The organism is Aeromonas sp. 600282, from assembly GCF_049175755.1.
Classification (GTDB): Bacteria; Pseudomonadota; Gammaproteobacteria; order Enterobacterales; family Aeromonadaceae; genus Aeromonas; species Aeromonas veronii_A.
In genome coordinates this window covers 74,026-85,762 of record NZ_JAAKVR010000014.1, presented here as the reverse complement: position 1 = coordinate 85,762, position 11,737 = coordinate 74,026, and the positions used below count along the sequence as shown (strand labels likewise).

Annotated in this window: 13 protein-coding genes; 4 read left to right on the top strand and 9 right to left on the bottom strand. The window is 54.4% G+C overall.

From position 1 onward, the window contains the following. The first annotated feature begins 23 nt into the window (after positions 1–23). On the top strand, positions 24–1,298 hold the full coding sequence (locus G5137_RS14260; protein WP_421255575.1) for a hypothetical protein: 1,275 nt from the start codon (positions 24–26) through the stop codon (positions 1,296–1,298). 16 nt (positions 1,299–1,314) lie between these two features. Further along, positions 1,315–2,295, top strand: a complete 981-nt coding sequence (locus G5137_RS14255; protein WP_216952506.1) for a hypothetical protein — start codon at positions 1,315–1,317, stop codon at positions 2,293–2,295. On the opposite strand, the gene G5137_RS14250 is transcribed toward G5137_RS14255, so the two are convergent. From G5137_RS14250 to G5137_RS14210, 9 genes are all read right to left on the bottom strand, one after another. Further along, on the bottom strand, positions 2,248–2,439 hold the full coding sequence (locus G5137_RS14250) for a hypothetical protein (RefSeq protein ID WP_421223552.1): 192 nt from the start codon (positions 2,437–2,439) through the stop codon (positions 2,248–2,250). The genes G5137_RS14255 and G5137_RS14250 overlap by 48 nt on opposite strands. 162 nt (positions 2,440–2,601) lie before the next feature. Further along, on the bottom strand, positions 2,602–3,963 hold the full coding sequence (mnmE, locus tag G5137_RS14245; protein ID WP_421255574.1) for a tRNA uridine-5-carboxymethylaminomethyl(34) synthesis GTPase MnmE: 1,362 nt from the start codon (positions 3,961–3,963) through the stop codon (positions 2,602–2,604). A 99-nt stretch (positions 3,964–4,062) separates the two neighbouring features. Next, a complete protein-coding gene (gene yidC / locus G5137_RS14240) occupies positions 4,063–5,709 on the bottom strand; it encodes a membrane protein insertase YidC (RefSeq protein WP_203119687.1) in 1,647 nt (548 codons plus the stop codon). A gap of 5 nt (positions 5,710–5,714) precedes the next feature. Then, entirely contained in the window at positions 5,715–5,963 is a 249-nt protein-coding gene (gene yidD / locus G5137_RS14235; protein WP_075116235.1) for a membrane protein insertion efficiency factor YidD, read from the bottom strand. Next, positions 5,930–6,289 carry a ribonuclease P protein component gene (gene rnpA / locus G5137_RS14230; protein WP_005342318.1) on the bottom strand — a complete coding sequence of 120 codons (360 nt, stop codon included), beginning with the start codon at positions 6,287–6,289 and terminating at the stop codon, positions 5,930–5,932. Before rnpA ends, yidD begins: the two co-directional genes overlap by 34 nt. Then, on the bottom strand, positions 6,289–6,423 hold the full coding sequence (gene rpmH / locus G5137_RS14225; RefSeq protein WP_005307156.1) for a 50S ribosomal protein L34: 135 nt from the start codon (positions 6,421–6,423) through the stop codon (positions 6,289–6,291). Before rpmH ends, rnpA begins: the two co-directional genes overlap by 1 nt. A gap of 270 nt (positions 6,424–6,693) precedes the next feature. Beyond that, positions 6,694–7,428, bottom strand: coding sequence for an amino acid ABC transporter ATP-binding protein (locus G5137_RS14220; RefSeq protein WP_040068428.1), 735 nt, complete (start codon positions 7,426–7,428; stop codon positions 6,694–6,696). 12 nt (positions 7,429–7,440) lie between these two features. Continuing rightward, positions 7,441–8,109, bottom strand: coding sequence for an amino acid ABC transporter permease (locus tag G5137_RS14215; protein ID WP_019445518.1), 669 nt, complete (start codon positions 8,107–8,109; stop codon positions 7,441–7,443). Next, positions 8,110–8,868 (bottom strand): amino acid ABC transporter substrate-binding protein, encoded by a 759-nt coding sequence (locus G5137_RS14210; protein ID WP_421244754.1) that lies wholly within the window; start codon positions 8,866–8,868, stop codon positions 8,110–8,112. Between the two features lie 311 nt (positions 8,869–9,179). Between G5137_RS14210 and dnaA the strand changes: the two genes are divergently transcribed. Continuing rightward, positions 9,180–10,550 carry a chromosomal replication initiator protein DnaA gene (dnaA, locus tag G5137_RS14205; RefSeq protein ID WP_005339307.1) on the top strand — a complete coding sequence of 457 codons (1,371 nt, stop codon included), beginning with the start codon at positions 9,180–9,182 and terminating at the stop codon, positions 10,548–10,550. An 83-nt stretch (positions 10,551–10,633) separates the two neighbouring features. Further along, a complete protein-coding gene (gene dnaN, locus G5137_RS14200; protein WP_005339306.1) occupies positions 10,634–11,737 on the top strand; it encodes a DNA polymerase III subunit beta in 1,104 nt (367 codons plus the stop codon).

Genomic DNA, 11,737 nt, shown 5'->3' with positions numbered 1-11,737 from the left:
AATAATTATTGGATGACGATACCATGAGTCGATTTACGCGTTTTCTCCAATCATTCCTGAGGTGTTCAGGAAAGTGCGATGCTGATCTCATTTTTTCAGAACAGCTGGTTAATCTGAGTCAGGGGATTGAGCAAGGTAACCAGCAACTGTCAGAGGGGCAGCTAACTCTGCGTGATGATATCTCCAGACTTCAGGCTATAACAGAACTTCTGCGCGAGAAAGTCAGTTCATTACCGGTGATGTCATCAGCCAATGTCCACGATGTGATAGTTACAGCGGCTGAGCTTGAAGATGTTTTTGTTGGTATTTCTAAAAATATCAAGAGTTGGCAGCAGTGCAATATAGTTTTTGCATGTCCAGTGCTACATGATGGTGTCTCGTTACTGTTGCAAGATCAGGAAGTTATTTATGTTCGCAATGTTGACGATTTTGTATTGCATTTGAAAGATCGTCATGTAACAAGTATTGGTATCGCATCACCTTGGCTGATGCAGGATTTTTTTTGTGAGCGACATATCCTAAATCTACTTCTGAGGGCTTGTCAAAGTCATATTTTATATATCGATAATTGCCATTTTGTGGTACATAGCAAGAACACTAGAAAATGTCTTCATAAGGTTGGTTTCTATGAGATAGCACAGCTTTCGGAAAATCAAAAATGTGATTTTGTCTCTATTGGATGTTTGCCTGATGGTTCTTATTCTGTATTTGGTTCTGCACCGGCGATTTATACTGAGTCGCCCAGCTGTGTAACACTTAGGGCGGCTAGACTCCCAATTTGCAATACCGAAAATTTCTATTGGGAGAATTTGATGATAACACCATTTGATTCGACCAAGATTGGTTTTATGGCGCCAGCTGATGGTTTTTCTCTGGCCATTGCTCAGGCAAAAACTGCTGTAGATGATGTGATTAGTATAAAGGCTAAATTTTCGTGGTTGGGGGCTGGGAGTGGACATGCTTCTCTGGTCGCTTGCTATTCAGGCCCGCAAGATAGTCATATGTATGCCTGTATGCTTCAGGCATCCACGGCAGATATGCCTGTTATCACATTATGGGTTAATGATGGTAGTTGGAGGATAATAAGTGAGCCTAAATTTATACCAAGTGAAGAGGTGAATGTTACCGCTGGGCAGTACTCTACTATTATTGCACTCTCTGTCATGTCTACCAAGGTAATGGTTGAGGTTGGCAGCACTCTCATTATTGATGTCATTGACACCAAGTTGACGCGTACACCGCGAGTGGGGATAAGAGCAAGCGATAATCAGTTTGCTGTTTCTCAAATTACCACATAATAAAAGGCCAGACCTCATGAAAATTGTTACCTCAGGCGTAGATTCTGAGTATGTGTTGGCTGATTTATGCAAATACCTTAGGGCGGTTGGTTATGATGTCACAGAGTTGGATTTTGGCCAACTCACAGCGCAGGATGAAGATTTACTTGCCCCCTTTATTGGTGAGGATGTTGTCTACATTACATCAGCACATACTAATTTAACTAGAGATGTTGCAAAGTTTTTGGCGCCAAAATTTAATGAACACTACCCAAATTATTTATCGCCATTAGAAATAATTCAAAAATTAAAACCTAAGAAATCCATATATATTCCACATGATCTTCTTACTCCTTTTGGAGATAAAAATCTCAATGAACTAAGGTTTTTGGATCTTTTTGACTACATACTTACGCCTTTTTCATCCTCTGCACTCCAGGCGACCTTGGGTCGTCATACGAAAGTCATAGAAAGTGGATGGATAAAGCATACAAAAAGTGCTCGTCCTAGCCAGCCAGCCCAAAAAAATAAACCGAGGATTGTACTGTTCATCAGTATGTTTGAACACTTGCGTCTGAGATTTGGTGATTCAGGAATAGTCGATTACTTTGCTCCGCTTATAACGGAAAATGTCAGAGTCAAGTTACCTGCTTGGCGGGACGTGGCGCAGGTAGAGAAATTATTCAATAATCGTTTTCCCGATTGCATCATTCCCGCTGAGGAGTGCTCGATCCGAGCGATTCAGGAGGCTGATGTTGTGTTGTGCAACGGTGCTTCCTCCATACATGCCGAGTCCATTCTAATGGGGCGGCCCACAGTCTGCCTGTTGGATGATGAGGGCTTGCCATCCGATGAGCAGCGCAGCAAGCTGGGACATCTCCAGGCCATTCTGTTTCATGACTATCGACAACGAGCACCATTGGCAGATGAGTTTGTCGAGCAGGCGATGAAATATCACAGCAACTTCCCGTCAGCCCACTTTGATTATGGTGTAGTGGAAAACATCATCAGCAAGTGATGCTGTGGTCATTGTGATGGCGCAGTTGCGTTTGTGCTTGCGGATGCCTGTGGCTGGATCAAGGTAGGAGCCGGCGTAGTAGGTTAAGCGCAGAGCGCGCTTGCCTTCGGCGTCCGGTGCGCAGAATTCGATGCTGATCTTCATGAGTGTCCCCCGAAAGTACCCCGAGAGGTTACTTCGGGGTACTTTCGGGGTAAATTCTCACGAAACAAGATCAGGCAAGAATAGCCAGTAAAAAACAAAATCCAATATTTACAATATCTTATGTTCTCACTGGCTGCTTTTTATTGCTGATTTTTCACCACATTACTTCCCGATGCAGAAGCTGGAGAAGATGCGGCCCAGCAGATCGTCGGAGCTGAATTCGCCGGTGATCTCGGAGAGGGACTCTTGCGCGAGGCGCAGCTCTTCGGCCACCAGCTCGCCGGCCATGAACACTTCCAGCTGCTCCTTGGCCACCAGCAGGCGCTCGGCGGCGCGCTCCAGCGCATCCAGATGGCGGCGACGGGCCATAAAGCCCCCTTCGGTGTTGCCCTGGAAGCCCATGCAGGCTTTCAGGTGCTCGCGCAGGGCAGGCAGCCCCAGCTCGGTCTTGGCGGAGATGCGGTAGACGGCGTGGCCCTGCTCCTGGCTCGGTGCCAGATCCTCGCCGGTCAGGTCGGCCTTGTTGCGAATGACGGTGAGGCCGATGTTTTTTGGCAACCGATCAACAAATTCCGGCCAGATCTCCCGCGGGTCAACCGCGTCTGTGGTGGTGCCATCCACCATAAACAGCACCCGGTCGGCCTGTTCGATCTCGGCCCAGGCGCGTTCGATACCGATCTGCTCCACCTTGTCCTGAGTGTCGCGCAGACCGGCTGTGTCGATGATGTGCAGCGGCATACCATCGAGATGGATATGCTCGCGCAGTACGTCGCGGGTGGTACCGGCAATCTCGGTGACGATGGCTGACTCGCGCCCTGCCAAAGCGTTGAGCAGGCTCGATTTGCCGGCGTTGGGACGACCTGCGATCACCACCTTCATCCCTTCCCGCAGCAGAGCGCCCTGTTTGGCTTCCCCGCGCACGTCGTCCAGCTCGGACATGATGCTGTAGAGGTCGCCCGCCACCTTGCCGTCAGAGAGGAAATCGATCTCCTCGTCCGGGAAGTCGATGGCCGCTTCCACATAGATGCGCAGCCGGATCAGGCTCTCCACCAGTTGCTGGATTTTGCTGGAGAACTGCCCCTGCAGGGAGTGCATGGCGCTGCGAGCGGCCTGTTCGCTGGAGGCTTCGATAAGGTCAGCGATGGCTTCGGCCTGGGCCAGATCCAGCTTGTCGTTGATGAAGGCGCGCTCGCTGAACTCGCCGGGGCTGGCAGGGCGGATGCCATCGATTTTCAGAATGCGGCGGATCAGCATGTCCATGATGACGGGGCCGCCGTGGCCCTGCAGCTCCAGCACATCCTCGCCGGTGAAGCTGTTGGGGGCTTTGAACAGCAGGGCGATGCCCTGATCCAGTACCTGGCCTTGCTCATCCTTGAACGGCAGATATTCGGCGTAGCGCACCCGAGGGAGCTTGCCGAGCACTATCTCGGCGACCTGTTCGGCGGCGGGGCCGGAGACCCGGACTATGCCGACGCCACCACGGCCTGGCGCGGTGGCCTGGGCCACGATCGTATCTGTTGTCATCTTGCTTGGCTCGTTTGTTCGCTGATAGGAAAACGTAGTGGGGGACATTGTAATAAAAAAGGCGGCCCGAAGGCCGCCTCTTTTGTCATCACGGGAAGATTAGCTGCGTGAATGCAGTCCTTTCTTCTCCAGCTGACGATAGATGATGGTCTGCTGGATGATGGAGATGATGTTGCTCACCAGCCAGTAGAGAGTCAGGCCAGCCGGGAACCAGAGGAACATGAAAGTGAAGATGATCGGCATGAACTGCATCACTTTCTGCTGCATCGGGTCGGTTACGGTGGTCGGGCTCATCTTCTGCAGATACCACATGGAAGCACCCATGAGGATTGGCAGCACGAAGAAGGGGTCCTTCACTGACAGGTCAGTGATCCACAGGGCAAACGGCGCGTGACGCAGTTCAACGGACTCCATCAGTGCCCAGTAAAGGGCGATGAAGATCGGCATCTGAACCAGGATCGGCAGGCAGCCACCCAGCGGGTTGACCTTCTCCTTCTTGTACAGCTCCATCATGCCCTGAGACATCTTCTGGCGGTCATCGCCGAAGCGCTCGCGCAGGGCCGCAATCTTGGGTTGCAGCATGCGCATCTTGGCCATGGAGGTGTACTGGGCCTTGGTCAGCGGGAACATGATGCCGCGCACCAGCAGGGTCAGCATGATGATGGCCAGACCCCAGTTCTGGACGAAACCGTGGAACACGGTCAGCAGCCAGTGCAGCGGTTGGGCGATGAACCACAGCCAGCCGTAGTCGACGGTCAGGTCGAGATGGTTAGCCACCTTGGCCATCTGGTCTTGCAGCTTGGGGCCAACCCACAGTTTGCTGGTCACTTCGGCCTGTTGACCGGCAGCCACGTCAACCAGCGGCGCCTTGTAACCGATGATGGCCTGGCCTTTACCCGGGATCACGCGGCTGTAGAAGCTGTTGGTATCGTCGGCATTCGGAGCCCAGGCAGAAACGAAGTAGTGTTGCAGCATGGCGACCCAACCACCCTTGGTGGTCTTGTTCAGGTCGGCATCCTTCATCTCGTCGAAGGTGTACTTCTTGTAGCGGGTATCTTCAGTGGAGAAGGCACCACCACGGTAAGCGCTGGCTACCATGGCATGACCTTCCTGATCCTTCGGTGTGGCTACGGTCTGCTTCAGCTGACCATAGAACTGCACCTGAACCGGCTCGGCAGATTTGTTGTCGATCTTGTAATCAACGCCAACGGCATAGTCGCCACGCTTGAGGATGAACTCCTTGGTGAAGACCACGCCCTTGCTGTCGGTCCAGGTCATCGGAACGACGACTTGATCCTGACCATCGGCCAGCTGATAGCTGGTCTGGGCGGCTTCATAGGTAGGACGTCCTTCGGCCTGACTGTCCGGACCGTTGCGACCTACCAGACCGCTCTGGGCGATATAGAGGTGCTCAGGCTTGCTGGTCAGCAGCACGAACGGTTGGTCCTTGCCCTCTTCCAGTTTGTGAGACAGCAGTTCGGCAGACACGATGTCGCCACCCTGGGTGTCCAGGGTCAGCTTGAGCACGTCAGAGGAGACGGTGATCAGCTTGCGTGCGGCAGTCGCGTTGGCTTGCTCGGAAACCTGAGGAATATCACCGGTCTGACCGGCTTCAGGTACGAAATGTTCGGTTTGGGCCACGGTAGTCGGGGCCGGCTTCGGAGCCTTGTCGGACTCCCACTGTTGCCAGAGCAGAAAGCTCACGAACAGCAAACCGATCAGGAGTAGATTGCGTTGTGATTCCATAGTTTTCAGTTTCTTCGCTTTGGTTGCGGAACCGGGTCATAACCACCCTCGGATAAGGGATGGCATTTTAATAGACGTTTGCTGGCTAACCAAACGCCTTTTATGAAACCGTGAAGTCGGATGGCTTCTATCGCAAATTGGGAACAAGTTGGAGTAAAACGGCAGCGCGGCCCGAGCAGAGGGCTAATGATTAGCTGATACAGGCGTATCAGTTTGATAGCTACCCATTGCAACGGCGTGACAGGGTGCGCCATAGCTTTTCCAGTAACTTGAACAGTTCCTCGTTATCCATCTCTTTCACACCGGCCTTGGCGATCACCACGATGTCGATAGCGGGCAGCTGATGTTGTTTGAGGCGGAAACTTTCCCGAACCACCCGTTTGACACGATTACGCCAAACGGCACGCTTGAGTGCTTTTTTGGGCACAGCGAGACCAAGACGAGGGTGTTCGAGCGAATTGGGAGAAGCGAGAAGGGTTATCTGCGGAGAGGCGGCCCGGACAGGCTCGGCGAAAACGCGTTTGAAGTGTTCGGGAGTTAACAGACGTAACTCCCGAGAGAAGGTGTGCTGGGTAGGCATTAGACTACCAGGCGGGCACGACCCTTGGCACGACGAGCGGCCAGAACTTTACGACCGTTGGCAGTTGCCATGCGGGCGCGGAAACCGTGAGAGCGCTTGCGCTTCAGGTTGGACGGTTGAAAAGTACGTTTCATGATTCGATTCCGTATTTCTGTACAGTTTTGATTGTCACACTTAGCCGACGCGCCAGCTATAGCGTGTGACGACTAGCAAAAGAGGCCGAATTCTAAACAGAGTTCGGCTTTTAGTCAATCCGCCGTTCCCTCTCATCCTGCCATGGTCTTGAAAAGGCCACTGCCGAGCGTGAGGATCCAGAGGATCAAGGGCTCCGGATTATACTGGCAACCCGGGGTTAAACAAGGGATCCCTCAATAAAAAAGGCGGCCAGGCCGCCAAAGAGAGAGCTATTTAAGGACTTTCCGCAAGAACTCCCGGGTACGGGGATCCTTGGGATCGACCAATATCTGATCCGGCGGGCCCTGCTCGACGATCCGCCCCCCTTCCATGAAGATCACCCGATCGGCAACATCACGAGCAAATTCAATCTCATGAGTCACCACCACCATGGTCTGGTGCTGGCGGGCCAACTCTTTCATCAGTCCCAAAACCTCGTCGACCCACTCGGGATCGAGGGCCGAGGTGGGCTCGTCAAACAGGATCACCTTGGAGTGGGCCGCCATGGCGCGGCCAATGCCGACCCGCTGCTGCTGGCCGCCGGAGAGGGAGGCCGGATAGGCATCCTGCTTGTCGGCAAGACCAATGTCCTTGAGGATGCCGAGCGCTGTGGCACGGGCCTCCGCTTTTGGCTGCTTCCAGACGGTGATCAGCCCTTCGGCGATGTTGTCGAGCGCTGTTTTGTTGGCAAAAAGGGCGTAGTTCTGGAACACGAAGGAGGCCCGCTTGCGCAGCTCGATCGCCTGCTGTTCGCTGGCCTTGGCCAGATTCAGCTTGAGATCGTCGATGGCAAGGGTGCCCGCATCCGGGGTCTCCAGCAGGTTCAGGCAGCGCAACAGAGTCGACTTGCCGGTGCCGGAGGGGCCGATGATGACGACAATTTCCCCCTTTTTGACCTCCAGATCGATGCCGTTGAGCACCTGATTGCCGTGATATGCCTTGGAGAGGCCGGTTAGCTTGATCATGAGAGCCCTCCTTTAATAGGCACGGTTAAGACGGACTTCCAGCAGATGCTGCAAGCGGGTAAAGAAGATCACCACTACCCAATAGATCAGCGCCACCGCCATAAAGCTCTCGAAGAACTTGAAGGAGGATGAGGCTTCCATCTGCGCCTTGCCCATGATCTCGGCCACTCCCAGGGTGAAGGCCAGCGAGGTGCTTTTGATCATGTCGATGAAGTAGTTCATCAGCGACGGGGTGGCGATACGGGCCGCCTGCGGCAGGATGATCCGCTGCATCGCCTGATAACGGCTCATGCCGATACTGAGCGCCGCTTCCATCTGGCTTTTGTGAATGCCGAGGATGGCTGCGCGGATCGACTCGGCCATGTAGGCGGCGAAGTGCAGGGTCAGACCGACGATGGCGGCGGTAAAGGCATCCATTCCTACGAAGATCGGGAACAGTTGCGGCAGTCCGTAGTAGAGCAGGAACAGCTGAACGAGTAGCGGTGTACCCCGAAAGAACGAGATATAGAGCATCGCCAGCCAGTGGATCGCGGGGACGCGAAACACCCGTACTATCGCCAGGGCCAGCGAGAGTACGAGTGCCAGCACGAATCCCCACAGGGCCATTTCCATCGTGGTGCCCAGGTATTTGAGCAGGATGGGAAACAGCCCCAGCGTGTATTCGAGGTCAAATTCCATCATTTATTTGTCGGTGATGTCGGAAGCGAACCATTTCTCGGAGATCTGACGCAGGGAGCCATCCTTGCGCATGGCAGTCAGGGCCTCGTCGACCTTCTTCAGCAGCGCCTGTTTCTCCGGGGTCTTCAGGAAGGGCAGGGCGTTCTCGATAGTCTCGAACGGTGCGCCAGCCTGTTGCAGCGGCAGCTTGGACTCTTTGATCAGCTGGGCGGTGGAGACGCGGTCCATCACGAAGGCATCGATGCGACCCAGGGCGACATCCTGCTCGAAGGCGGAGTCATAGGTGCGGATGTCGATCTTCTTGTTCGGGTCATTCTTGCGCAGCAGCTCTTCAAAGTTGGAACCCAGGTTCACGGCCACCTTCTTGCCTTCCAGATCCTTGATGCCATGAATGGTGCTGTTGCCCTTGCGTACCACAATCTGGGCGCCGTCATAGACGTAAGGCTGGGAGAAGTCGTACTTCGCCTTGCGCTCGTCGGTGATGGTGATCTGGTTGGAGATAGTATCGACACGGCCGGTTTCCAGCATGCCGAACAGGCCGGAGAAGCTGGCGGTCACGAACTCGACCTTGTAGCCGGTGCGCTCGCCGATCTGGTTCCACATATCCACTTCAAAGCCCTGCAGCTTGTCCTGCTTGACGAAAGTGAACGGGAAGTACTTGCCGGACATACCGACCTTGATGGTCTCCTGGGCGATGGCCTGACCAGACAGGGTAGCCAACAGGATGGCTGCGCCGGAAATAAGCTTGATGGAAGTTTTCATGGGGTTTCTCTCTCTAAATGTCTTGTATTTGTAGTTGTAATAACTGCTTTGGCCCTGATGTTATTGGAATAAAATTTAAAAAATAAATGACATTTGGTTATATGAAATAACAGGAGTGCAGCACGAGATCCGCCAGTTGCAGCAGTGGATCAAGCTGTGGGTAACTTTGGGGATGAAAGATGATCCGGAGGCGCTGGATCCTTGAAAGTCAAGGATCTTATTTGCTGGATCCGCGGGGTCACGGCTGGAGATCCGGCGGCTAAAAACGTAGAATAGCCGGTCTTTAGTTAATCAATCGACAGGAGTTTAGAGTGACTGCTTCGCTATGGCAGCAGTGCCTTAACCGGCTGCAAGATGAGTTGCCCTCGGCAGAATTCAGCATGTGGATCCGGCCGCTTCAAGCGGAGTTGAGTGACAATACTCTGACCCTGTATGCACCGAATCGCTTTGTTCTGGACTGGGTACGAGACAAGTATCTCATCCGGGTTAACGGCATCATCAACGAACTCTGCGGGGTCGACGGCCCCGCCCTGCGTTTTGATATAGGCAATCGTCCCCATCCTGTTGCTGTCGCCAGAGCGCCGGTACAGGGTGCCGCGCCTGTGAATAACTTGCAGAAGAGCTGGGAAAGCAAGGCTGAAGCCAAGCCCGAGCCGAACCACAAGAGCAACACCAACGTGAACTATACCTTCGAGAATTTCGTCGAGGGTAAGTCCAACCAGTTGGCGCGTGCGGCTGCCCGTCAGGTAGCGGACAATCCGGGTGGTGCTTACAACCCGCTGTTCCTCTATGGCGGCACCGGCCTTGGTAAAACCCACCTGCTGCACGCCGTTGGCAATGCCATCAAGGAGAGTAAAAAAGATGCCAAAGTCATCTATATGCACTCCGAGCGGTTTGTTCAGGACATGGTGAAAGCGCTGCAAAACAACGCCATTGAAGAGTTCAAGCGTTACTACCGCAGCGTCGATGCCCTGCTCATCGATGACATCCAGTTCTTCGCCAACAAGGAGCGCTCCCAGGAGGAGTTCTTCCATACCTTCAATGCCTTGCTGGAAGGTAACCAGCAGATCATCCTGACCTCGGATCGCTATCCGAAGGAGATCAACGGTGTCGAGGATCGCCTCAAGTCCCGCTTCGGCTGGGGCCTGACCGTGGCGATCGAACCGCCGGAGCTGGAGACCCGTGTCGCGATCCTGATGCGCAAGGCAGACGAGAACCAGATCCATCTGCCGGACGAAGTGGCCTTCTTCATTGCCAAACGTCTGCGATCCAACGTCCGTGAACTGGAAGGCGCCCTCAACCGGGTGATCGCCAACGCCAACTTCACCGGCCGTGCCATCAACATCGATTTCGTGCGCGAAGCGCTGCGCGACCTGTTGGCACTGCAGGAGAAGCTGGTCACCATCGACAACATCCAGAAGACGGTGGCGGAGTACTACAAGATCAAGCTGGCGGATCTTCTCTCCAAGCGTCGTTCCCGCTCTGTTGCCCGTCCGCGCCAACTGGCGATGGCACTGGCCAAGGAGCTGACCAACCACAGTTTGCCGGAGATAGGTGATGCCTTTGGTGGTCGTGACCACACTACCGTTCTTCATGCCTGCCGCAAGATCGAGCAGCTGAAGGAGGAGAGTCACGACATCAAGGAGGACTATTCCAACCTGATCCGTACCCTTTCTTCCTGATAACGGAATCGAGTGGACAGATGCAGCGCGAATATTCCAACCTGATCCGAATCTTTTCCTCCTAATCACAACGGAGAGCACAGATGCAGCTCGAAATTAGCCGTGAGGCCCTGTTACGTCCTCTGCAGCTGGTGTCCGGCGCCCTCGGCGGCCGACCGACCCTGCCGATCCTCGGCAACGTGCTGCTTGATGTCAGCAACGGTCTGCTGTCACTGACCGGTACCGATCTCGAAGTAGAGATGATCGGTCAGGTCTATCTGAACGGGGCCAGCGAAGATGGCCGCACCACAGTACCGGCGCGCAAGCTGCTGGATATCTGCCGTGGTCTGCCGGAAGGCGCCGAGATCCGTCTCAATACCGAAGGGGAGCGCCTGATCATCCGATCCGGTCGCTCCCGCTTCAACCTCTCGACCCTGCCGGCGACCGAGTATCCGAACATTGAAGATTGGGAATCCGTGCTCGAGTTCGATATCAGCCAGCTGGAGCTGAAGAAGCTGATCGATGCGACCCAGTTCTCCATGGCCAGCCAGGACGTGCGTTACTACCTGAACGGCATGCTGTTCGAGAGTGAAGGTCACGGTCTGCGTACCGTAGCGACCGACGGTCACCGTCTGGCCACCTGCCGCCGCGAGGTAGTAGGGGAATCGCTGCCCGATCATCAGGTTATCCTGCCGCGCAAAGGGGTATTGGAGCTGGTGCGTCTGCTGGAGGCGGAAGACAAGCCGGTGCGGCTGCAGATCGGTCGCAGCAACCTGCGTGCTGCGCTGGACGGCTTCATCTTCACCTCCAAGCTGGTGGATGGCCGCTTCCCGGACTGGCGCCGCGTCATTCCGCGCAACAGCGACAAGGCCTTGATCGCCGGCCGTGAGGATCTGCGTCAGGCGTTTGCCCGTGCCGCTATCCTCTCCAACGAGAAATTCCGTGGGGTGCGTCTCAATCTGCAGGAAAACCTGCTGCGCATCACCGCCAACAACCCGGAACAGGAAGAAGCCGAAGAGCTGCTTGACGTACAATATGCCGCTGGCGAGATGGAGATCGGCTTTAACGTCTCTTATGTGCTCGACGTGCTGAATACGTTAAAATGTGACCAAATTCGGATTAGCCTGAGCGATTCCATCAGCAGTGCCATTATTGAGGATTTTGAACATCAGGATGCTCAGTACGTGGTGATGCCGATGCGGATCTAG

Bases quoted from the DNA above. Each gene is read 5' to 3' on its own strand.
- G5137_RS14210 (WP_421244754.1), bottom strand. From the start codon at position 8,868: ATGAAAACTTCCATCAAGCTTATTTCCGGCGCAGCCATCCTGTTGGCT.
- mnmE (WP_421255574.1), bottom strand. From the start codon at position 3,963: ATGACAACAGATACGATCGTGGCCCAGGCCACCGCGCCAGGCCGTGGT.
- G5137_RS14250 (WP_421223552.1), bottom strand. From the start codon at position 2,439: ATGAAGATCAGCATCGAATTCTGCGCACCGGACGCCGAAGGCAAGCGC.
- dnaN (WP_005339306.1), top strand. From the start codon at position 10,634: ATGCAGCTCGAAATTAGCCGTGAGGCCCTGTTACGTCCTCTGCAGCTG.
- yidC (WP_203119687.1), bottom strand. From the start codon at position 5,709: ATGGAATCACAACGCAATCTACTCCTGATCGGTTTGCTGTTCGTGAGC.
- rpmH (WP_005307156.1), bottom strand. From the start codon at position 6,423: ATGAAACGTACTTTTCAACCGTCCAACCTGAAGCGCAAGCGCTCTCAC.
- G5137_RS14255 (WP_216952506.1), top strand. From the start codon at position 1,315: ATGAAAATTGTTACCTCAGGCGTAGATTCTGAGTATGTGTTGGCTGAT.
- G5137_RS14220 (WP_040068428.1), bottom strand. From the start codon at position 7,428: ATGATCAAGCTAACCGGCCTCTCCAAGGCATATCACGGCAATCAGGTG.
- G5137_RS14260 (WP_421255575.1), top strand. From the start codon at position 24: ATGAGTCGATTTACGCGTTTTCTCCAATCATTCCTGAGGTGTTCAGGA.
- yidD (WP_075116235.1), bottom strand. From the start codon at position 5,963: ATGGCGCACCCTGTCACGCCGTTGCAATGGGTAGCTATCAAACTGATA.
- rnpA (WP_005342318.1), bottom strand. From the start codon at position 6,289: ATGCCTACCCAGCACACCTTCTCTCGGGAGTTACGTCTGTTAACTCCC.
- G5137_RS14215 (WP_019445518.1), bottom strand. From the start codon at position 8,109: ATGATGGAATTTGACCTCGAATACACGCTGGGGCTGTTTCCCATCCTG.